General features: G+C 63.0%; 22 protein-coding genes and 1 pseudogene. 14 read left to right on the top strand and 9 right to left on the bottom strand.

Going from position 1 to position 19,550, the window contains the following annotated elements; translation table 11 throughout:
• Nucleotide 1: 1 nt before the first annotated feature.
• Complete coding sequence (locus tag HB375_RS08100) at nucleotides 2-826, bottom strand: FkbM family methyltransferase (RefSeq protein ID WP_167672445.1); 825 nt, start codon at nucleotides 824-826, stop codon at nucleotides 2-4.
• A 147-nt stretch (nucleotides 827-973) separates the two neighbouring features.
• On the opposite strand from HB375_RS08100, the gene map reads away from it, so the two are divergent.
• The 4 genes from map to HB375_RS08080 all read left to right on the top strand — a co-directional run bounded on the left by map (nucleotide 974) and on the right by HB375_RS08080 (nucleotide 3,304).
• Nucleotides 974-1,795 (top strand): type I methionyl aminopeptidase, encoded by an 822-nt coding sequence (map, locus tag HB375_RS08095; protein WP_167672444.1) that lies wholly within the window; start codon nucleotides 974-976, stop codon nucleotides 1,793-1,795.
• Nucleotides 1,796-1,874: 79 nt separating this feature from the next.
• Nucleotides 1,875-2,135 carry a DUF3303 domain-containing protein gene (locus tag HB375_RS08090; RefSeq protein ID WP_205800122.1) on the top strand — a complete coding sequence of 87 codons (261 nt, stop codon included), beginning with the start codon at nucleotides 1,875-1,877 and terminating at the stop codon, nucleotides 2,133-2,135.
• A gap of 114 nt (nucleotides 2,136-2,249) precedes the next feature.
• The gene (gene radC, locus HB375_RS08085; RefSeq protein WP_167672442.1) at nucleotides 2,250-2,936 is read left to right on the top strand and encodes a RadC family protein; all 687 of its coding nucleotides are present in this window, start codon (nucleotides 2,250-2,252) and stop codon (nucleotides 2,934-2,936) included.
• Between the two features lie 2 nt (nucleotides 2,937-2,938).
• Nucleotides 2,939-3,304, top strand: coding sequence for a hypothetical protein (locus tag HB375_RS08080; protein ID WP_167672441.1), 366 nt, complete (start codon nucleotides 2,939-2,941; stop codon nucleotides 3,302-3,304).
• On the opposite strand, the gene HB375_RS08075 is transcribed toward HB375_RS08080, so the two are convergent.
• Both HB375_RS08075 and HB375_RS08070 read right to left on the bottom strand, forming a co-directional pair.
• Nucleotides 3,301-3,897, bottom strand: a complete 597-nt coding sequence (locus HB375_RS08075; RefSeq protein ID WP_167672548.1) for an exopolysaccharide biosynthesis protein — start codon at nucleotides 3,895-3,897, stop codon at nucleotides 3,301-3,303. The two genes, HB375_RS08080 and HB375_RS08075, sit on opposite strands and share 4 nt — an antisense overlap.
• 101 nt (nucleotides 3,898-3,998) lie before the next feature.
• Nucleotides 3,999-4,268, bottom strand: coding sequence for an usg protein (locus HB375_RS08070; protein WP_167672440.1), 270 nt, complete (start codon nucleotides 4,266-4,268; stop codon nucleotides 3,999-4,001).
• A gap of 258 nt (nucleotides 4,269-4,526) precedes the next feature.
• Here HB375_RS08070 and HB375_RS08065 point away from each other — a divergent pair, with 258 nt between their 5' ends.
• Nucleotides 4,527-5,969, top strand: coding sequence for a patatin-like phospholipase family protein (locus HB375_RS08065; protein ID WP_167672439.1), 1,443 nt, complete (start codon nucleotides 4,527-4,529; stop codon nucleotides 5,967-5,969).
• Here the strand turns inward: HB375_RS08065 and HB375_RS08060 are convergent.
• A complete protein-coding gene (locus tag HB375_RS08060) occupies nucleotides 5,966-6,292 on the bottom strand; it encodes a hypothetical protein (RefSeq protein ID WP_167672438.1) in 327 nt (108 codons plus the stop codon). The genes HB375_RS08065 and HB375_RS08060 overlap by 4 nt on opposite strands.
• A gap of 176 nt (nucleotides 6,293-6,468) precedes the next feature.
• Here HB375_RS08060 and HB375_RS08055 point away from each other — a divergent pair, with 176 nt between their 5' ends.
• Entirely contained in the window at nucleotides 6,469-7,323 is an 855-nt protein-coding gene (locus tag HB375_RS08055; RefSeq protein WP_167672437.1) for a methionyl-tRNA formyltransferase, read from the top strand.
• Between the two features lie 4 nt (nucleotides 7,324-7,327).
• Here HB375_RS08055 and HB375_RS08050 read toward each other — a convergent pair whose 3' ends face one another.
• Nucleotides 7,328-7,858 carry a flavin reductase gene (locus HB375_RS08050; RefSeq protein ID WP_167672436.1) on the bottom strand — a complete coding sequence of 177 codons (531 nt, stop codon included), beginning with the start codon at nucleotides 7,856-7,858 and terminating at the stop codon, nucleotides 7,328-7,330.
• A gap of 282 nt (nucleotides 7,859-8,140) precedes the next feature.
• On the opposite strand from HB375_RS08050, the gene HB375_RS08045 reads away from it, so the two are divergent.
• The 6 genes and pseudogenes from HB375_RS08045 to HB375_RS08020 all read left to right on the top strand — a co-directional run bounded on the left by HB375_RS08045 (nucleotide 8,141) and on the right by HB375_RS08020 (nucleotide 13,721).
• Nucleotides 8,141-9,061, top strand: a complete 921-nt coding sequence (locus HB375_RS08045; RefSeq protein WP_167672435.1) for a branched-chain amino acid ABC transporter permease — start codon at nucleotides 8,141-8,143, stop codon at nucleotides 9,059-9,061.
• Nucleotides 9,062-9,072: 11 nt separating this feature from the next.
• The gene (livM, locus tag HB375_RS08040; protein WP_167672434.1) at nucleotides 9,073-10,488 is read left to right on the top strand and encodes a high-affinity branched-chain amino acid ABC transporter permease LivM; all 1,416 of its coding nucleotides are present in this window, start codon (nucleotides 9,073-9,075) and stop codon (nucleotides 10,486-10,488) included.
• Nucleotides 10,488-11,303, top strand: a pseudogene (locus HB375_RS08035) (ABC transporter ATP-binding protein); the annotation flags it as partial. The gene livM and the pseudogene HB375_RS08035, both read left to right, overlap by 1 nt.
• Before the next feature lie 23 nt (nucleotides 11,304-11,326).
• Nucleotides 11,327-12,103 carry an ABC transporter ATP-binding protein gene (locus HB375_RS08030; RefSeq protein WP_167672432.1) on the top strand — a complete coding sequence of 259 codons (777 nt, stop codon included), beginning with the start codon at nucleotides 11,327-11,329 and terminating at the stop codon, nucleotides 12,101-12,103.
• Entirely contained in the window at nucleotides 12,103-12,465 is a 363-nt protein-coding gene (locus tag HB375_RS08025; protein ID WP_167672431.1) for a DUF6867 family protein, read from the top strand. The genes HB375_RS08030 and HB375_RS08025 overlap by 1 nt, the downstream gene beginning before the upstream one ends.
• A 128-nt stretch (nucleotides 12,466-12,593) precedes the next feature.
• Nucleotides 12,594-13,721 carry a branched-chain amino acid ABC transporter substrate-binding protein gene (locus HB375_RS08020; protein WP_205800089.1) on the top strand — a complete coding sequence of 376 codons (1,128 nt, stop codon included), beginning with the start codon at nucleotides 12,594-12,596 and terminating at the stop codon, nucleotides 13,719-13,721.
• 65 nt (nucleotides 13,722-13,786) lie between these two features.
• On the opposite strand, the gene HB375_RS08015 is transcribed toward HB375_RS08020, so the two are convergent.
• Complete coding sequence (locus HB375_RS08015; protein ID WP_167672430.1) at nucleotides 13,787-14,254, bottom strand: DUF1203 domain-containing protein; 468 nt, start codon at nucleotides 14,252-14,254, stop codon at nucleotides 13,787-13,789.
• Nucleotides 14,255-14,327: 73 nt separating this feature from the next.
• Nucleotides 14,328-15,053, bottom strand: coding sequence for a cytochrome c biogenesis CcdA family protein (locus tag HB375_RS08010; RefSeq protein WP_167672429.1), 726 nt, complete (start codon nucleotides 15,051-15,053; stop codon nucleotides 14,328-14,330).
• Nucleotides 15,054-15,149: 96 nt separating this feature from the next.
• Here HB375_RS08010 and HB375_RS08005 point away from each other — a divergent pair, with 96 nt between their 5' ends.
• Nucleotides 15,150-16,160, top strand: coding sequence for a P1 family peptidase (locus tag HB375_RS08005; protein ID WP_167672428.1), 1,011 nt, complete (start codon nucleotides 15,150-15,152; stop codon nucleotides 16,158-16,160).
• On the opposite strand, the gene HB375_RS08000 is transcribed toward HB375_RS08005, so the two are convergent.
• Both HB375_RS08000 and HB375_RS07995 read right to left on the bottom strand, forming a co-directional pair.
• On the bottom strand, nucleotides 16,157-16,891 hold the full coding sequence (locus HB375_RS08000; protein ID WP_167672427.1) for a hypothetical protein: 735 nt from the start codon (nucleotides 16,889-16,891) through the stop codon (nucleotides 16,157-16,159). The genes HB375_RS08005 and HB375_RS08000 overlap by 4 nt on opposite strands.
• A 510-nt stretch (nucleotides 16,892-17,401) precedes the next feature.
• On the bottom strand, nucleotides 17,402-18,643 hold the full coding sequence (locus tag HB375_RS07995) for an NAD(P)/FAD-dependent oxidoreductase (RefSeq protein WP_167672426.1): 1,242 nt from the start codon (nucleotides 18,641-18,643) through the stop codon (nucleotides 17,402-17,404).
• A gap of 219 nt (nucleotides 18,644-18,862) precedes the next feature.
• Here HB375_RS07995 and rpe point away from each other — a divergent pair, with 219 nt between their 5' ends.
• Entirely contained in the window at nucleotides 18,863-19,534 is a 672-nt protein-coding gene (gene rpe / locus HB375_RS07990; protein WP_167672425.1) for a ribulose-phosphate 3-epimerase, read from the top strand.
• The last annotated feature ends 16 nt before the right edge of the window (nucleotides 19,535-19,550 follow it).

The following is a 19,550-nucleotide window of genomic DNA, read 5'->3' as shown; positions in this document are numbered from 1 at the left end:
GTCACTTCCGCTCGAAAACCAGATTCATCCGCGTCTGCATGATGAGCTTGTAACCCTTGCCCTCCAAGAGCTTCGGCAAGTCGATCTGCCAGCTTTCGCGCCCGTCCTCGATGATGAAGAGTGAGGGGTAGAGCGCCTCGGGCGCATCGCGGAAGAACGGGTCGAGGATCAGGTCCTCCGCCCCTTCCACATCAAGCTTGACCGCATCGACATGGGCAAAACCCTCCCGCTCGAAAAGATCGAGCAGAGTAACGGCCGGAACGCGGATGGCGTCGGTCTGGCTCGAACTGACGATCTTCACGCTCGATTCGCCGCGGTTGTTGGGGTCGAGGAAGAGGGTCAGCTCGCCGGTCTTGTCGGCCACCGCGCAGGCGACGGCCTTCACGGTGCCGAAGGGGTTCTGGCTGATATTGAAGGTCAGGCGGTCAAAGATTTCCGGCTGCGGCTCCACCGCCAGAATGCGCGAGGACGCCCCGGCCTTGCTGGCGGCGAACAGCGCGTACCAGCCGACATTCGCGCCCACATCGACGAAGGTGAAGCCGTCCTTGATCCGGGTCGCCAGCAGGGCGAGTTCCTCAGGGTCGAAATAATGGGGGGTGAGGAGAATGCGCTTCTCGCAGACGTTGTTATAGGGGTGCAGGCGCATCTTGATGCCGAACGTCTCGAGATCGATCGGCGAGCCATTCAGCGACTGCACCACAAGCCGGCGCAGCATGAGGGCCAGGCGGCGGGTCGCCCACCCTTCCGGCATGGCGCGCGTGCGCTCGATCACCCAGCGGGTAAAACCTGAAGGAGAAAGGGTGCCAAATGGGCCAAAATCGTTCATTATGGAGAAGTCCAATACCGGCAAACAAAGCGAATGCGGGGTGCTCATGACACCCTCGCGCTTCATTCGCAAGCGTGTGCATGATGTCTTTGCTTGCGTCGGACGCGCCGATCCCTACATTCGGGCCTACGTTTCCAAGGACCTATGATGACTGATACCGACGTTATTGAGCGTAAGCGGGCGGCCGAAATTCCCCTGCATGGCCCCGAGGCCTTCGAAGGGATGCGCCGCGCGGGACGCCTAGCGGCGGAAGCGCTCGACATGCTCGTCGACAAGGTCGCTCCCGGCGTCACCACCGAGGCTCTGGACAAGCTCACCTTCGATTTCATCCGCGACCACGGGGCTTATCCCGCCTGCCTGCATTATCGCGGCTATACCAAGACGATCTGCACTTCGATCAACCACGTCGTCTGCCACGGCATCCCCAACGACAAGCCGCTCCGCGACGGGGACATCATGAACATCGACGTGACCGTCATTCTCGACGGATGGCACGGCGATTCCAGCCGCATGTACTATGTCGGCGACGTTCCGCGCCGGGCGCAGCGCCTGTGCGAGATCACCTATGAAAGCCTGCTGCGCGGCATCGCCGCAGTCCGCCCTGGCGCGACGACCAACGATATCGGCGCAGCGATCCAGACCTACGCGGAAGCCGAGCGCTGCTCCGTTGTGCGGGATTTCTGCGGCCACGGCCTCGGCCGGGTCTTCCACGATTCGCCGACGATCCTGCATTACGTGGAGCCGGCCTATAACGTGGAGCTGAAGCCGGGCATGTTCTTCACCATCGAGCCCATGATCAATCTGGGCCGCCCGCAGGTGAAGGTGCTCTCCGACGGCTGGACCGCCGTGACCCGCGACCGTTCCCTCTCGGCCCAGTTCGAGCACACGGTCGGCGTCACGGAGACAGGCGTGGAGATTTTCACGCTGTCGCCGAAGGGCTTGGACAAGCCGCCCTACGCTGCGGCCTGACGGGTCAGGCTTATTTACCTACCCGAAGGAATGCGGCACCTTCCAGCCATGCCAGCTGGGGAGGCCGTCAGTGTTGTTCATGGTGATCGAGACCTTCGGCCAGGACCCGAAGGCGGTTTACAGGCGCTTTCGCGAGAAAGGCCGGCAGATGCCGGACGGTCTCGAATTCGTCGATAGCTGGGTTTCAGCCGATTACACGCGTTGCTTTCAGCTCATGCGCTGCGATGACGTGACCTTGCTCCAGCGTTGGGTCGCCGCATGGTGCGACCTTGCAGGCTTCGAGATCGTGCCCGTTGCCACGGGCAAGGAAACTGCCGCGGCGATTGCAGATCAATTGTGATGCCGGGACTTGAGCGCCCGGCTTGCGGTCGCTTCAAACTCAAACTGCAATATTGTATCTCACGAACCAGATTCGATTGCCTGGAACAACGCGGGCGAAGAGTAACGGGAAAGCATGAGCGCTGACGACACGCCTCATTATCACGGTCACCGCGACCGCCTCCGAGCCCGCTTCTCGGACGTCGGCGGCGATGCACTGCCCGATTACGAACTTCTGGAACTCGTCCTATTCCGCTCCATCCCGCGCCGGGACGTGAAGCCCATCGCCAAGGAGCTTTTGAAACGCTTCGGCTCCTTCGCCGAGGTGCTTGCAGCCTCCCCTGCCCGGTTGATGGAGGTGGCCGGCCTCGGCGAGAGCGTCGTCACCGACCTGAAGATCGTCGAGGCGTCCGCGCGCCGTCTTATCAAGGGCGAGGTGGCGAAAAGGCCCGTTCTATCCTCCTGGACCTCGGTGCTGGACTATTGCCGCGCCGCCATGGCGTTCATGGACAAGGAACAGTTCCGCCTGCTCTTTCTCGACAAGCGCAACGCGCTGATCGCCGACGAGGTACAGCAATCCGGCACCGTCGACCACACGCCCGTCTATCCCCGCGAAGTGGTGAAGCGGGCGCTCGAACTCTCGGCCTCGGCGTTGATTTTGGTCCACAACCACCCGAGCGGCGACCCGACACCCTCCTCGGCCGACGTGAAGATGACCCGCGAAATCATCGACGTCGCCAAGCCCCTCGGCATCACGGTCCACGACCACATCATCGTGGGGCGCGAAGGGCACGCGAGCCTGAAGGGGCTGCAGTTGATCTGACGGTGACTAAACAAGATTGTATTGACGCCATTCGTTGCTACGCTTGGCGCATGACATCGAGACTTGGCCCTATCGGGATCGTCAGCGGCTACGTTTTGCTCGCGGCAAGCGCCGGGTTGGCGGCCGATCTGCCCCCTAAGCAGATTCAGCAGTTTCATGACGGCAGCATTTTCGGACCGTTCTGCCTGAGTTTTGATGGCGGTTTGACCTGCAAGACCGATCTGCCAGCTCTCCGCTCGATCCTTTTAAGCTCTGAGAAGCAGCAGACATTGATGGTCAACCTGCTCTTTTCAGCGTACTCAACCTCGTTGTGCCTCTGTGACGGAATCGAGAGACGGATGACACGGGCGCCGACTGGGGCTTTCTAAAAAATACTCTCTAGCCCCGACAGGATCGCATAGACGAAGCCGAGGCTGATCGTCAGGCCGATGGCGCCGATGACGAGGCCGCCGATCACCACCACGCCGTCGCGCTCCACCAGCCCCAGGCCGACGAGGCAGACCGCCAGCCCCATGGGGATCTGTCCCACGAAGGGCGGCGCAAAGAGCAGACCCAGAGCCATCACCAGGATCACCAGCCCCATGAGACGCATGGTGATGGGCGTGTCCAGAAAGGTCAGCCGGGGCCGGGACAGGCGCTCAAGCCGCCGGAAGGCCGGCATGGCGCGGGCGACCGCTCGTTCGATGTCGGTGCGCGCGATAGACCGGTTGAGGAGCTGGCCCGGCAACCAGGGCGTCGGGCGGCCGAACATGATCTGGATGGCCACGAGCGTCAGCAGAAGCCCGCAGATCAATGGGATCGGCGGCGGCATGGGAAGGCAGTTCGGCAAGCCGAGCAGCACCACCAGCACGGCGAAGGCGCGGTCCTGCAGTACGGCCATGATGTCCCGCACGGTCAAGCGCTCGCCCGGCTGCGAGGCCAGGGCAAGAAGGATCTGCGAGGTGCGCGCGTTTGAGGACAAGGAGCCCTGGGAGGTTCGAGGGACGCTCAAAGAGAGGGCTTCTCTACCCGAGTTGCGTCTCTGGGCCAAGACTCCCGGTTCTGTTCCCGTCTCGATCCTGCTCAATGAATGCTGATCTCGCCCTGGATGGCCCGGAATTCGGCGGGCCGGATGAGGTGCGAATGGCTCACCGTGACCGAATGCAGCGGCCCCGCCAGCTCGCGTTGCCAGAAGTTGAGGAATTTGAGCAGCATCGGAAACTCGGGAGCCAGGTCGTAATCCTGCCAGATGAAGGTTTGCAGGAATGAGGGATGGTCGGGCATCCGATAAAGAATGCTCGCCGTCGTCAGCCCATAGCCCTCCAGCTGACGAATGAAGTCCTTGGACGCCATAAGACCTCCTCTGGACCAGACGTAGTCCGCCTGACGGGATCGAAGAGGCTCCGCCTTGGCGGCGCAGTTCTGAGGGTCCATGCTCAAGGTTAAATTGTCACCACACTTCGGAGTTCCCCAAGAGCCGGATGACGATACCGATAGCCGCAGGGGGAAGGAAACAAGAGCCAAGCCAAAAGTCTCGTGAAGACTTGATGCTCAGCTATTGAGACTTTTCGCCGCGCATCGTATTTCGCCCTTCCGTTGGGGGCGAAGAGCATGACCATGGGGCTGGGCGGGTTCAAGCGATGGGCGCTCGCGGGTGCGACGGCGCTGGCATTGTCGGCGTGTTCCGGCGATTTGACCCACGCGCCCCTAAACGAGCCCATTACCCGGGTCGCCGACCAGCGCAGCTGGCCACTGGGTCCCGACCAGTTCGGGGAGACCGTCGTCGGCGTGGCCTTTTCCGGCGGCGGCATGCGCGCTTCGGCCTTTTCCTATGGCGTGCTGAACGAACTCGACCGGCATGAAATCGTGGCCGAGAATGGCCGCCAGCGGATGACGGATATGATCGATCTGATCTCCGGCGTCTCAGGCGGCTCGGTCACCGCCGCTTATTTCGGCCTTAAGGGCCGCGAGGGCTTGCCCACGTTCCGCAGCCGCTTCCTTGAACGCAATGCCGAGCAGGGTTTCGACGCCGATGTCTCCCTTGCGAACGTGCTGCGGATCGTGCACGACGGCGGCGTCAATGACCGCTCGAAGTTTCCGCGCTGGCTCGATGAGAACCTGTTCGACGGCGCAACCTATGCCGATCTTTTCGCGCGCAAGCGCCCGCTCGTGTGGATTGCGGCATCGGACATCTATAACCGCGTGCCGTTCGTCTTCGAGCCCATCACCTTCAGCACGCTCTGCAGCGACTTGAGCAAGGTGCGCCTCTCGGAGGCGGTGGCCGCCTCCGCGGCGGTGCCGGGCCTTTTCGTTCCCATGAACGTGGAGAATTTCGGCGGCGCTTGCGGCGGACACGTTCCCGCGTGGCTCCAACGTGGACTCGCCGACAAAACAGCCCCCGCAACCCTGCGCGCCAGCGCCGCCGCGATGACGCGCTACCGGCAGGACCCCGAGCACTTCCACTATGTGAAGCTTCTCGATGGTGGGCTGACGGATAACTTCGGCATCCACTCGCTTGCCGTCGCACGGACCAACCGCGACCGGCCCTACATGCCGATGACGGCGGAGCAGGCCGTGCGGGTCAAGCGTTTCCTGTTCCTCGTGGTTGATGCAGGACGCGGCCCCGCAGGCGAATGGCCGAGCAAGCTTGCCTCGCCGACCGGCATGGAACTCGCGGGCATCGTGACCGACGTCGCCATCGATTCAGGCGTCTACAAGGGTTACGACTACTTCACCACCATCATGCGCGATTGGGAAAGCGACATCCGGCGCTGGCGCTGCTCGCTGCCGAACCACGAGGTTGTAGCGCTGCGCGGCACGCTCAACGGCTGGAAATGCGACGACGTCGCATTCACCGTGGGCCGCGTTTCTTTCGATGACGCGGGACCGGAGCTGCGGCGCGAGCTCGACAAGGTGCCGACCCGCTTCCAGCTCGATCCCGCCACTCTGGATACGGTGATCGGCGCAGGCGAAACAGCGCTACACAACAACGCGACCTTCCGCGCCTTCATGCGCAACAGGCCACTGCTCGCAGCAAGCCAAACGCGACGCTAACGCCGCGATTTGAAATCGTTGGATTTGCGCACCTCCGAAAGAACCGAGACGGTCGCGCTCGGCCGGCGGCGCAGACGGTTCCAGATCGCAGCAAAAGCTGCGCCGATGACGAAGCCGATCGCCCCGGTGATGGCCACGAGAAGCACCGCCCGCGTGAGGCTGAAGGGCCCGATCACATAGATCGGCTGGATGAAGTGAATCCACAGCACGAAATCGACCACAGCCTGCGCCCAGCCCAGCGCCACGAGAAGCGACCAACACGCGTGCCAGCCCCCCAACAGCAAACCCACAGCAAGTCCGACTTTGAGGGGATCGATCCGCATGCGCTTCTCCTTCGCAATCCGGTCAACGTAAAAGGGGCGCCGCGCGCTCCCATTGAGGAGGATCAACTTGATGCGACAGCGGGAATGCGAGCGTCCGTCGCGCCTTCGCCAATGATGTGGAGTGATGTCGCACCCCGCCTTTTGATCGAGGGCATGCTTGAGGCATAAAGCAGAACATGCGCTTCGCTTTCGCCGGCATCGATTTTCTCGGAGACGTTTTCGAGACCCTGCTCGACAGGGGCTGGGAACCCGTGAAGCTTTTCAGCCGCCCCTGCGACGGCATCTATGATTTCAACGACGCGACGCTCGCCCGCGCCCGGGCGCTGAAGGTGCCTGTCCAACTCTCACGCATTCAGCCGGCGGATCTCGCCAGCCTGAAATCCGCGCGCTGCGAGGCTCTCATCGTTGCGGGCTATCCATGGCTCATCAAGGGTTGGGAGCGCTACCTTCCCTTCGCCGTCAATTTCCATCCCTCACCGCTGCCTCTGGGGCGCGGCCCCTACCCGCTCTTCCAGGCCATTCTCGATGCAGTGCCGGAATGGGGCGTGACGGTCCACCTTCTCGACCCGACCTTCGACACCGGCCCCATCGTCGCGCAAGAGCTTTTCCCGCTAAGCCCGGTCGAGACGCACGACACGCTTTTGGCCAAATGCCAGATGGCCGCAAAGCGCGCCGCGAATGCTCTTGCCAACGATCTTCCATCGCTCTGGACGCAGGCCATGCCGCAAGGGCCCGGCACCTATTGGCCGCGCATGACCCAGCCTCAGCGGACGCTCGACTGGTGGCGCGACGTGTCCGACATCCTCCGCACCGTCCGCGCCTTTGGCTCCATCGAAACCTTCGCGCAGGTCAATTCCCGCTACATCTATGTCTGGGAAGCGTCGGGTTGGCAGGAAGCGCACAGCTATCGCCCCGGCACCCTCGTCCATCGGCACCGCAAGCACCTCCTGGTCGCCGCGCGGGATGGATTCGTCCAGCTGACCGGATGGAGCCCCTACGCGCCGCAGGGGCCACGGACGTTGAAGGAATAGACTTCTAAAGGTTACGGTAGAGGCGCCCCTGGTAAACCAGCGCTGGGCCGGATTCGCCAAGGCGGATGCCGTCGATCTCGCCGATCAGCACATGGTGCGTGGCGACAACCCGCGCATCGACGAGGCGGCAATCGAACGAGACGAGGCTTGTCATCAGAAGAGGCGCGCCGGTGGCGCAGAGGCCCCATTGCCCGACGCTGAAACGGTCCTTGCCGTGAAGGTCTGTCCGTCCGGCAAAAATATCCGCCAGGGCGGACTCACCGGCCCCGAGCGTGTTGACGGAAAATACCCGGTTGGCGAGGAGCGCCTGGGTCGACCGGCCGGCCGTGTTGACGCAGACGAGGAGCGTCGCCGGGCTGTCGGTGACCGGCGTCACCGCCGTCGCCGTAAAACCGGCCCTGCCAGCCGGTCCGTCCGTCGCGACGATGTGGACGGCCGCAGCAACGCGGCTCATGCCCTCGCGAAAGAGAGCCGCATCGGGTCCGGAAACGGTGATGGCCGGGGAATCGGCAGGGGATTCGGGATGAGGCTGCATCTTCGACATCGTCTACGAAAAGCCTCTCCCACCCTTTGAGGCGAAGCACAAGACCATAAACGACATATGGTCGCCATCCGAAATTTTTTGAAGTTTTTCCCGGGGTTTAGCCCACATTTCTATCCTATCAGACTTATTGATAGGAAACTTAACGGAGAATTGTCGGAGGCATCCCGGTTTGCTAGACACCCCACCTTACGTCCGGCTTGGCCTCGACCCCACATCGTGCTTTGCTGAGACGTATCCCAACAACGACCCCATCCAGAGGGGCAAGGGCAGGACATGGATATTTTTGTGCAGCAGCTCATTAATGGGCTGACGCTGGGGTCGATCTACGGCCTCATCGCTATTGGTTATACGATGGTGTTCGGCATCATCGGCATGGTGAACTTCGCCCACGGCGACGTCTTCATGCTCTCGGCTTTCATCGCGCTCATCTTCTTCTTAATCCTGACCACATGGCTCGGGATTTCCTCCGTGGCGCTGGCGCTCCTGATTGTTCTCGTCATCGCGATGGTGCTCACCTCCCTCTGGGGCTGGGCCATCGAGCGGATCGCCTACCGGCCGCTGCGTGGCTCCTTCCGCCTCGCACCGCTGATCTCGGCCATCGGCGTGTCGATCTTCCTGTCCAACTTCGTGCAGGTCGCGCAGGGCGCGCGCAACAAGCCGACGCCGCCGATGGTGCGCGACGTAATCGTGCTCTTCCAGGGCGAGAGCGGCTACAATGTCGCGCTGTCCTACAAGCAGATCATCATCATGCTGACGACGGCGGTGCTTTTGACCGTCTTCTGGTACCTGGTTCAGAAGACCTCGCTCGGCCGCGCCCAGCGCGCCTGCGAGCAGGACCGCAAGATGGCCGCACTGCTCGGCATCAACGTGGACCGCACGATCTCACTGACCTTCGTCATCGGCGCGGCGTTGGCAGCGGTGGCGGGCACCATGTACCTCCTGAACTACGGCGTGGTGAGCTTCAACGACGGCTTCGTGCCGGGCGTGAAGGCGTTCACGGCGGCCGTGCTCGGTGGCATCGGCTCCCTGCCCGGCGCGGTTCTCGGTGGGCTGATCATCGGCCTGATCGAGACCTTCTGGTCGGCCTATTTCTCCATCGAGTACAAAGACGTGGCGGCCTTCTCGATCCTCGCCATCGTTCTGATCTTCATGCCCTCCGGTATTCTCGGACGGCCTGAAGTCGAAAAAGTCTAAGGAGCCCGTCCATGAATGCTCCTTCCATTACGACCAGCTCGGCCGAGGAAACTCAGGTACCGAGCCGCTTCAACCTCCAGGCGGCCCTCAAGGACGCCTTCAAGACCGCGCTGATCACGCTTGCCCTGTCGATCCCGATCCTGTCCTACAAGACCGAGCAGAACGGCGGCGAGCTGTTTCTCGCCTCGCGCTGGTGGCTGGTGGCGGCTGTCGTCGGCATCATCTTCGTGCTGCGCGTTCTCGAACACGCCTTCCTCGCGACCAAAGCGTCGCGCAAGGCCCTCCCCGATCCGCATCAGGCAACAGAGCCGGTCCATGCGGAGCCGAGCGCCTATCAGAAGGTTTCGCGTTTTGCGATCCCGCTGTTCCTCGGCGTCGCGCTCAGCTTCCCTCTCCTGGTTTATCTGGTGCAGGGCGGCCTGAACGAATCCCGTTACTTCGTCGATCTCGGCATCCTCATCCTCACCTATGTGATGCTTGGATGGGGTCTGAACATCGTCGTCGGCCTCGCCGGCCTGCTCGATCTCGGTTACGTCGCATTCTACGCGGTGGGGGCCTATTCCTACGCGCTGTTATCGACGACCTTCGGCCTGTCGTTCTGGATCTGCCTGCCCCTCGCCGGCATTCTCGCCGCGTTCTGGGGCATGATCCTCGGCTTCCCGGTGCTGCGTCTGCGTGGCGACTATCTCGCCATCGTCACCCTCGCCTTCGGTGAGATCATCCGCCTCGTTCTCATCAACTGGGTGGACCTGACGAATGGCGGCGCAGGCATCTCGTCGATCCCGCGCGCGACCTTCTTCGGCGTGCCCTTCACCTCGGGTGATGACGGGTTTGCCGCGCTGTTCGGGCTCGATTTCAATGCGATGCACCGCTACATCTTCCTCTACTATCTCATCCTGGGCCTCGCGCTCCTGACGAACTTCGTCACGATGCGCCTGCGCCGCCTGCCCATCGGCCGCGCGTGGGAAGCCTTGCGCGAGGACGAGATTGCCTGCCGCTCGCTCGGCATCAACACCACCAACACCAAGCTGACGGCCTTCGCCATCGGCGCGATGTTCGGCGGGTTCGCCGGGTCCTTCTTCGCGGTGCGTCAGGGCTTCGTCTCTCCGGAAAGCTTCAACTTCCTGGAATCGGCGATCATCCTCGCCATCGTCGTGCTCGGCGGCATGGGCTCGCAGATCGGCGTGGCGATTGCCGCCATCGTCCTCGTCGGCGGCCCGGAAATGTTGCGTAACCTGACCTTCCTCAAAGCGGTCTTCGGCGAAAACTTCGACCCGAACGAGTACCGCCTCCTGCTCTTCGGCGCAGGCATGGTCGCCATGATGGTGTGGCGTCCGCGTGGCCTGATTTCGGAGCGCGAACCCTCGGTGATCTTGAAAGAGCGCAAGGCGATTTCCGGCTCGCTCGTGAAGGAAGGACACGGCTAATGCGCTGGCAACAAGACCCCATTCTCGACGTTCAGCATCTCACGATGCGCTTCGGCGGCCTCGTCGCCATCAACGATCTCTCCTTCAAGGTCGGACGCGGCGACATCACCGCGCTCATCGGCCCCAACGGTGCGGGCAAGACGACCGTCTTCAACTGCATCACCGGCTTCTACAAGCCGACGGAGGGGATGCTCGCGCTGCGCAAGCCCAACGGCTCGCAACTGCTTCTCGAGCGGCTCCCCGGCTTCGACATCAACTGGAAAGCCAAGGTCGCCCGTACCTTCCAGAACATCCGCCTGTTCTCCGGCATGACCGTGCTCGAGAACCTGTTGGTTGCCCAGCACAACCCGCTGATGATCTCGTCCGGCTTCACCTTCCTCGGCGTGCTCGGCATCGGCGGCTACGCCAAAGCGGAACGCGCCGCCATCGAGCGCGCGAAGTTCTGGCTGGAAAAGACCCGGCTCATCCACCGCGCGGACGATCCTGCCGGCGATCTGCCTTATGGCGATCAGCGGCGTCTCGAAATCGCCCGCGCCATGTGCACGGACCCGCTCCTGCTCTGCCTCGACGAGCCGGCGGCGGGCCTCAATCCGCGCGAGTCGCTGGAGCTGAATGAGCTTCTGCTCTCAATCCGCAAGGACCATGGCACTTCGATCCTGCTCATCGAGCACGACATGTCGGTGGTGATGGAGATTTCCGACCACGTGGTGGTGCTCGATTACGGCACCAAGATCTCGGACGGCTCGCCGACCGAAGTGAAGAACGATCCGCGCGTCATCGCCGCCTATCTCGGCGTCGCCGACGAGGAGATCGCCAAGGTCGAAGCGGAGATCGGCGCATGAGCACCGCAGGAGCAACCAACCCGATGAGCCAGAGTGCAGCCGCACCGGCGCGTCAGCCCCTGCTGAGCGTGCGCGGCGTCAAGACCTATTACGGCAACATCATCGCTCTCAAGGGCGTCGACATGGACGTGCACGAGGGAGAAATCGTCACGCTGATCGGGGCCAACGGCGCCGGTAAGTCGACCCTGATGATGACGATCTTCGGCAACCCGCGGGCGCGGGAGGGCAAGATCACCTATGCGGGCCGGGACATCACCCAGATGCCGACCCACGACATCGCCCGCCTGTCGATTGCGCAATCGCCCGAGGGACGGCGCATCTTCCCGCGCATGACGGTATTCGAGAACCTGCAAATGGGCGCGTCCATCAACGGATTTGCCCATTTCGACCAGGATCTGGAGCGGGTCTGCACCCTGTTCCCGCGCCTGAAGGAGCGTTTGCAACAGCGCGGGGGCACGCTCTCCGGCGGTGAGCAGCAGATGCTGGCGATTGCTCGCGCGCTCATGAGCCGCCCGAAGCTCCTGCTTCTGGACGAGCCCTCGCTCGGCCTCGCGCCTCTGATCGTGAAGCAGATCTTCGAGATCATCAAAGAACTGAACGAGAAGGACGGCATGACCGTCTTCCTCGTCGAGCAGAACGCCTATCACGCCCTCAAGCTCGCTCACCGCGGCTATGTGATGGTGACCGGCAACATCACCCTGAGCGGCACTGGCAAGGAACTGTTGGAAAATCCGCAGGTCCGCGCGGCCTACCTCGAAGGAGGGCACCACTGATGCAGGGCTTTCTTTATGAAGAACAGTCGATCTGGCTGTTCCTGTTCATCACCGTCGTGCTCGGTGGCTCGGCCGCCTGGATGACCGGGCGGGCCATCGCCATCACCTGGCGGCCCTTCTGGAACCTGGTCGTTTACCTGCTGATCCTGACGGCGGCGGTGCGGTTCATCCACTTCGCCCTGTTCCAGGGCACCCTGATTTCGCTCCATTATTACATTGTGGATGCGATCGTGGTGCTGATCATCGGCAGCCTCGGCTACCGATACAACCAGACGAAGCTGATGACCTCGCAATATCGTTGGCTTTACGAGCGCACGAGCCCGTTCGGCTGGAAGGAAAAGTCCTCTCATACGAACGGCTAAGCCCATGAAATTCCGGGGTGACTTCCGCTCAAAAAGAGTCATGATGTCACCCGGACGGCGGGTTCCTGCCTGCTGAAACCCGGCCCCGAGGAAGGGGGCCTATAAAACCACCCCAGAGGAGTGACCTCATGAAAAAGATGCTGTTGACCAGCGTAGCGCTCGGTCTTGGCCTTGCCTTCTCCGGCGCGGCCAACGCGCAGATCAAGATCGGCGTCGCCGGCCCCGTGACCGGCCCGAACGCCGCTTTCGGCGCGCAGCTCAAGAATGGCGTCGAGCAGGCTGTTGAAGACATCAACGCCGCCGGCGGCATCAACGGCCAGAAGCTGCAGATCGTCGTCGGCGACGACGTGTCCGACCCCAAGCAAGGCGTGTCGGTGGCGAACAAGTTCGCCGCTGAAGGCGTGAAGTTCGTCGTCGGCCACTTCAACTCCGGCGTCTCGATCCCGGCCTCGCAGGTTTACGAGGAAGCCGGCATCGTGCAGGTCACCCCGGCCTCGACCAACCCGCAGTTCACCGAGCGCAAGATGTGGAACACCTTCCGCACCTGCGGTCGCGACGACCAGCAGGGCGCAGTTGCCGGTGGCTACCTCGCCGACAAGTTCAAGGGCAAGAAGGTCGCCGTCGTTCACGACAAGACTCCTTACGGCAAGGGCCTTGCCGACGAGACCCAGAAGGCAATGAACGCCAAGGGCCTCAAGGAAGTCGTGTATGAAGGCATCAACCCGGGCGAGAAGGACTATTCCGCGCTCGTGTCGAAGCTGAAGCAGGCTGGCGTTGATGTCGTCTATTACGGCGGCCTCCACACCGAAGCCGGCCTCATCATTCGCCAGATGCGCGACCAGGGCCTCGCCGCCCCGATGATGTCGGGCGACGGCATCGTGTCGGCCGAGTTCGTTTCGATCGCCGGCCCGGGCGCCGACGGTACGCTGATGACCTTCTCGCCGGATCCGCGCAAGAACCCGAACGCGAAGGACGTCGTGGCCAAGTTCAAGGCCAAGAACTTCGATCCGGAAGCCTACACGCTCTACAGCTACGCTGCGACCCAGATCCTGGCGGAAGCCGCCAAGCAGGCTGGCAGCATCGACGGCAAGAAGGTGGCCGAGGTCATGCACTCCGGCAAGCCGTTCAAGACCGTCATCGGCGACATCTCCTTCGACAAGAAGGGCGACATCACCCGTCCGGACTACGTCATGTACGTCTGGAAGAAGGGCGCCGACGGTAAGATCGACTACTCCGGCAACGAGATGGGCATGTAATCGACCGGCCCACGCCGAAGCCTAAAGGAACCCGCCCTGGCGACAGGGCGGGTTTTTCTTATTGCTCAATCCCGCTCGATCCGCGCCGCGAAGCAGCCGCGCCGGGCGAAATGGGCGTCGATATGGGCGACCTCGGGGTTCGCCAGGAAACGTGCGATAACGGCCAGGACCTCCCCGCCCTCGGCGACTTCTGCATCCACGATCAACGCCGCTGAATCATAAGCCCGCAGCGAGAGCAGCCTGTTCCGCAGCATCGGCGGCAGTTCATCCCGGTAGTGCCCCGCCGACGAGGATCGCGCGACAAAGATCGGGCCGCTCGCGCGATAGGGCGAGCTCGGCGTCGGCTGGTGAGTGTGGTTGAGAAGCAGAAGCTCCTCCCCCTCGTCTACCCGCGTCAGCGACACCCGGCAGGGACAGGCATCCGCCTCATCCGCATAGACCCGCTGTGCGCCAACAGCAGCAAGCTCGGCTTCGGACAGGCGAAATAGAGAAGAAAAAAGCGCGGGATCGAGCCCGCGAATCTGGAACGGCATGGACGGTCTCCGAGAATGGGACCGTCAGGATCGCAAGGTGACGGCTTGCGAGCGACCCGATTCCTGTGGCGCCCTACCCCAACTGCCCCAGCGCCGGAAATGTCTCCAGCAGCCAGAAGGACATGTTGGTGATCCAGCCTGTCAGGAAGGCGATGCCGGTGAGCACCAGCAGGACGCCCATGGTCTTTTCGACGATGGAGAAATGCGACCGCATCCGCTTGATGAGCGCGACGAACGGCTTCATCGCGAAGGCAGCGAGCAGGAACGGGATACCGAGTCCCGCGGAATAGGCGCCCAGCAGCAGCGCACCGCGCAAAACATCCGTCTCGGAACCGGCAACCGCCAGAATGGCCGCGAGGACGGGACCGATGCAGGGCGTCCAGCCAAAGGCGAAGGCGAGGCCCATGACATAAGCGCCCCAGAGACCGACCGGCCGGTTCACGCTGAACCGCGCCTCCCGATAGAGAAAGCCGATGCGGAAGACGCCTAAGAAATGCAGCCCCATGACGATGATGGCGAGCCCGGCGAGTGTGCTCAACACGTCGAGATATTGCCGGATGACTTGACCAAGCGCGGAGGCCGTCGCACCCAGGAGCACGAAGACGGTCGAAAACCCGGCGACGAACAGCAGCGCGGCGAGAAGCGCCCGGCGGCGTACCGCGCCCTCGCCCGCGTTCAGGCGGTCGAAGGTCGTGCCCGCGAGAAAGGACAGATACGGCGGCACCAGCGGCAGAACGCAGGGGCTCAAGAAACTGATGAGGCCACCGAGCGCAGCGGCTGAAAGGGAAACGTTGAGCATGGAAGGCGTTCTATCCCGTCGCGGTCCCACAAGAAAGCCGGTGGAAGCCAAGGTCGCCAGCTTGTGAACCCGCGCGTTTTAGGTTTGCCTTGCGTCATGACCAACGCTCGCAATCTGATCACCGATGTCGCAGGCCTGCGCGTCGGTAATACCCACGACACCGCCCTCGGGTCCGGCGTCACCGCCGTCCTGTTCGACGAACCCGCCGTCGCCTCGTGTTTCGTGATGGGCGGCGCGCCTGGCACGCGCGAGACCGATCTGCTCGACCCCGATAAGCTGGCTCCCGCCATTCACTCGGTCGTGCTGTCCGGCGGCTCGGCCTTCGGCCTCGATGCGGCGAGCGGCGTGCAAGCCGCGTTGCGGGAAAAAGGCATCGGCTTCGCGGTGCGAGATGCCATCGTGCCACTGGTGCCGCAGGCTGTCATTTTTGACCTCCTCAACGGCGGCAACAAGGATTGGGGCCGCTATCCGCCCTACCGCGAGTTGGGCTACGAGGCCGTGCAGAAAGCGGGGCTCGACTTCTCGCTCGGCACCGTCGGCGGCGGCTATGGCGCGACCACCGCGAACCTGAAAGGCGGCCTCGGCTCCGCCAGCGCCGTCACCTCGACCGGGCACACGGTCGGCGCGCTGGTGATCGTCAACTCCGTCGCCTCGGCCGTTATCGGCAACGGCCCGCATTTCTGGGCCGGCGGCTTTGAGGAAAACGACGAGTTCGGCGGCCTCGGCCTGCCGGGCAAGATCGAGCCGGAAAAGCGCAAGCTGATCTGGAAAGGCGGCCCACAGCCGGCCACCACCATCGCCCTTGTCGCCACCGACGCGACGCTAAACAAGGGCCAGGCCAAGCGCCTCGCCATCGCCGCCCATGGCGGCCTCGCGCGGGGCCTACGCTTCGCTCATGCGCTCTTCGACGGCGACACGGTCTTTGCCGCCTCCACGGGACGCCGACCGCTGAAGGACGAACCCGCCGAGTTCACCGAAATTACTGCTATCGCAACCGATTGTTTGACCCGCGCCATCGCACGCGGGGTCTATGAGGCGACGGCACTACCCTACCCCGGCGCGCAGCCGGCTTGGCGGGATTGCTTCAGCAAAGAGCGGCAGGGTTAGAGCGAGAGTGCAGCCTGTCTTGCGGCGGAGCTGTATTCCGGATCGTCCCCGAGTCGCGATAAGAAGTTCGCCATGCGAGCTTCCAATCCGCTTTGTGTGTTTCCGAGCGTACGGTCGAGGGTGGCTTGAACGTTCTCGGTCGAGGCCAAGAGCGCCGCGGCCAGGCGCGGAGAGGCGGCCGCAATCAGTCTTCCCCAGTGTTGAGCCTCACCGGCATCAATGGCGAACCGGGTCCGCACCAGATCCAAGAGTCGGTTCTCTGAATCAGCTGGCCGGATCATGAGCAACGTGCTCTCGCAGCCGAACAGATCTTGGGCAGCCCCGCGCATCGGGATCAGATAAGCAACCGCCGGCCCGTGCTCTTCCGTGGCCGGGAGAGGAATGGGGCCGCGCAACTGATCGAACAAGCCGGCCGTCATCCGTTCGAGGCTCTCGCTCAAGTCGCGTTGGGCATCTTCATTCGTGAACACGACCCGATCACCGGCTCTCACATTCACCTGGGAAAGCCGGGTCTCCATGGCTTCATTGCAAGCCAAAACACGACCGTTCCGGGTGAGCACCGCAGCGGGGATATCCATGAATTGGAGAGCGGAAACCGTCGATCGAGCCTGCCGCGTCGGGAACTTCGTAAACAGGAAGGACGCACGCGCAAGGTGCGATCGGAGGACATTGAGATTCGCCTTGCCATCCCGCTCCAGCGGCCCTTGGTCATAGCGGCGCTCGAAGCGCATGCAGACAAGGCCGCCGCCGGGGATCTGCATGATGGCGCCAGCGGACCACCCGCCGCCGCGCGGACGGTGAAAATCCCGATACATGGGAATTGAATCGACTTCGCCGGGTGCGAAAAGATCGTTCTCGTCGAAGAACTGAAGGCGCTTGCGCTGGAGGCCGCGCTTGATCCAGGTGTTTCGCAAATGCCAGCCATCGGCATACCATTCAGAGAAGGGGCTGATAGTAATCCGTAGCGACCCAGGATCGTTCGCCTCGTCCGCTGACGGCGACCACGAAGCCCCCTTCAGCTCCTGCAATGGCGGAAATCTGGTTGAGAACCTAGAACCATCGCTCAGGAATGACCGCAGCTTCATAGATGTCGCTTATCAGCGACCGGCCGCCCCCCAGCATCCGCTCCCCCCTGTAACGTTGGGGCAGATCATAAGCGTTCCACCTCCTCATTCAAGCACCTCCCCCTCCAATTGGATAGGATTGATGTCTTATGAGAAGTTGCTCTTAAAGGTGCCGGATTAGAACCGATCCGGCCGATACGGCTTCGGATCGATGACCGGCTTCTCGCCAACGATCATCTCGGCCAGGAGACGGCCCGTGATGGGGCCCAACGTCATGCCGTGATGGGCGTGGCCGAAGCTGAACCAGAGGTTCTTGTGCCGCTCCGCCTTACCGATGATCGGCATCATGTCCGGCGTGCAGGGGCGCATGCCCATCCAGGGCTCCTCCTCCACCCTCTCGCCGAGGGGGAAGAATTCCTTGGCGATGGGTTCGGCGCGCTTGAGCTGAACCGGCGTCTTGGGCGCGTCGCGGTTGGCGAATTCCGCGCCCGTGGTAAGGCGGATGCCCTTTGCCATCGGCGCGAGGAAATAGCCGCGTTCGAAATCGAGCGTCGGGCGATTGAGCACCGCGTTGCCTTCGGGCGTGTAGTGCATGTGGTAGCCGCGCTTGACCGCGAGCGGAAAGCGATAGCCGAGACGCTTCGTCACTGCATCCGCCCACGGACCGAGCGCGACGACGACCGACCCGGCCTCGACGGGGCCGTTCACGGTCTGGATACGCCAGCTGGAGCCTGATTCCTCCAGCGTCCGGGCATCGCCTTCGGCCATTTCGCCGCCGAGGCGCTCGAACAGCTCCACATAGGACGAGGTGAGCGCAAAGGGGTCGAAAATGGCGGACGGGTCGGTCCAATGGAGGCCGCCGGTCAGTTCCGCCTTCAGGTGCGGCTCACGATCCGCCACACCTTTGTCGTCGAGGGCCTCGAAGTTCACGCCGAAGTCGCGCTTCACCTGCTCCGCATCGCGGAACTGCTCGTCCCGCGCCTTCGTGCTGCGGAAAACCTTCATCCAGCCGGTCGGGCGGATGAGCGCGGTCGAGCCCGCCTCCTCCGCCAACGCCATGTGCTCCGTCACACTGTTCTCGATCAGCGGCGCATAGAGCCGCGCGATCGCCTTGTGCTGCGCGGGGCGCGAGTGCATCCAGTACTGGAACAGGAAGGGCGCGAGCTTCGGCAGCGCGGCCATGTGGTAATGCGCATCGATGGTGTTGTTCAGCGCATAGCGCAGCAGCGCGCCGAAATCGTGCGGGAAGCCGTAAGGATAGACGCCCTCGCGCTGGATCAGGCCCGCATTGCCATAGGAGGTCTCCTGCCCCGGCCCGCGGCGATCTACCAGCAGCACGGAACGGCCCCGCTTCTGCAGGTGAATGGCAATCGACACGCCGACAATGCCGGCGCCCAGAACAACGACATCCTTACGCATGGAAACCTTAGCCCCATCCTCGAAATGACGCCCTCATCCGCGAGGGCCGAAGGGGCTCGCTGCCCCTCTTGTATCCGCTTTCTTTACTCCCGATCCCCGAGAGCCGTCCATTTCTTTCCTGTGGCAAAAAGCCGTCTCCCCAGTTGTCTGAGGGCGCGGAAGAAGCGGAATCTGCTTGCGCCGTTGCCGTTTGGATAAGCTCGTGCTACCCGCGCCGCCATGACACGCCCCCTGTTGATCGCTCCCTCCATCCTCTCCGCCGATTTCGCCAAGCTCGGCGAGGAAGTCCGTGCCGTCGACGCCGCCGGCGGCGACTGGATCCACATCGACGTGATGGACGGGCATTTCGTGCCCAACATCACCCTGGGTCCGGACATCGTGAAGGCCATTCGCCCCCATTCGGCGAAGGTGTTTGACGTGCACCTGATGATCGCGCCGGTGGATCCCTATCTGGAGGCCTTCGCCAAGGCTGGGGCGGACGTCATCAGCATTCATGCGGAGGCGACCCCGCATTTCCACCGCTCGCTCCAGACCATCCGCTCGCTCGGCAAGAAGGCGGGCGTGGTGCTGAACCCCGGTACCCATGAGAACGTCATCGAGCCGGTCCTCGACCTGGTCGATCTGGTGCTCCTCATGACCGTCAATCCCGGCTTCGGCGGCCAGGCCTTCATCGCCTCGGTCTGCGAGAAGATCCGGCGCATCAAGGCCATGGTCGGCGACCGCGACATCGACATCGAGGTCGATGGCGGCGTGACCGCCGAGACAGCGCCCCTGGTGGCCAAGGCTGGCGCCAACGTGCTCGTCGCAGGCTCGGCCACGTTCAAGGGCGGCCCGTCGGCTTATTCCCACAACATTGCAGCCATTCGCGAGGCGGCAGCCAAGGCGCGTTGAGATCGCGGGCTTGTCG

This window comes from Microvirga terricola (assembly GCF_011777495.1).
In the GTDB taxonomy this organism is placed as follows: Bacteria; Pseudomonadota; Alphaproteobacteria; order Rhizobiales; family Beijerinckiaceae; genus Microvirga; species Microvirga terricola.
This window is presented reverse-complemented; position numbering and strand designations above follow the sequence as displayed.

Coding starts and splice junctions, on each gene's coding strand:
- HB375_RS08090 (WP_205800122.1), top strand. CDS start 1,875: ATGGTGATCGAGACCTTCGGCCAGGACCCGAAGGCGGTTTACAGGCGC.
- HB375_RS08010 (WP_167672429.1), bottom strand. CDS start 15,053: ATGCTCAACGTTTCCCTTTCAGCCGCTGCGCTCGGTGGCCTCATCAGT.
- HB375_RS08100 (WP_167672445.1), bottom strand. CDS start 826: ATGAACGATTTTGGCCCATTTGGCACCCTTTCTCCTTCAGGTTTTACC.
- HB375_RS08000 (WP_167672427.1), bottom strand. CDS start 16,891: ATGCGCTTCGAGCGCCGCTATGACCAAGGGCCGCTGGAGCGGGATGGC.
- map (WP_167672444.1), top strand. CDS start 974: ATGACTGATACCGACGTTATTGAGCGTAAGCGGGCGGCCGAAATTCCC.
- radC (WP_167672442.1), top strand. CDS start 2,250: ATGAGCGCTGACGACACGCCTCATTATCACGGTCACCGCGACCGCCTC.
- HB375_RS08055 (WP_167672437.1), top strand. CDS start 6,469: ATGCGCTTCGCTTTCGCCGGCATCGATTTTCTCGGAGACGTTTTCGAG.
- HB375_RS08050 (WP_167672436.1), bottom strand. CDS start 7,858: ATGCAGCCTCATCCCGAATCCCCTGCCGATTCCCCGGCCATCACCGTT.
- HB375_RS08015 (WP_167672430.1), bottom strand. CDS start 14,254: ATGCCGTTCCAGATTCGCGGGCTCGATCCCGCGCTTTTTTCTTCTCTA.
- livM (WP_167672434.1), top strand. CDS start 9,073: ATGAATGCTCCTTCCATTACGACCAGCTCGGCCGAGGAAACTCAGGTA.
- HB375_RS08070 (WP_167672440.1), bottom strand. CDS start 4,268: ATGGCGTCCAAGGACTTCATTCGTCAGCTGGAGGGCTATGGGCTGACG.
- HB375_RS08060 (WP_167672438.1), bottom strand. CDS start 6,292: ATGCGGATCGATCCCCTCAAAGTCGGACTTGCTGTGGGTTTGCTGTTG.
- HB375_RS08030 (WP_167672432.1), top strand. CDS start 11,327: ATGAGCACCGCAGGAGCAACCAACCCGATGAGCCAGAGTGCAGCCGCA.
- HB375_RS08065 (WP_167672439.1), top strand. CDS start 4,527: ATGACCATGGGGCTGGGCGGGTTCAAGCGATGGGCGCTCGCGGGTGCG.
- HB375_RS08045 (WP_167672435.1), top strand. CDS start 8,141: ATGGATATTTTTGTGCAGCAGCTCATTAATGGGCTGACGCTGGGGTCG.
- rpe (WP_167672425.1), top strand. CDS start 18,863: ATGACACGCCCCCTGTTGATCGCTCCCTCCATCCTCTCCGCCGATTTC.
- HB375_RS08020 (WP_205800089.1), top strand. CDS start 12,594: ATGAAAAAGATGCTGTTGACCAGCGTAGCGCTCGGTCTTGGCCTTGCC.
- HB375_RS08025 (WP_167672431.1), top strand. CDS start 12,103: ATGCAGGGCTTTCTTTATGAAGAACAGTCGATCTGGCTGTTCCTGTTC.
- HB375_RS07995 (WP_167672426.1), bottom strand. CDS start 18,643: ATGCGTAAGGATGTCGTTGTTCTGGGCGCCGGCATTGTCGGCGTGTCG.
- HB375_RS08005 (WP_167672428.1), top strand. CDS start 15,150: ATGACCAACGCTCGCAATCTGATCACCGATGTCGCAGGCCTGCGCGTC.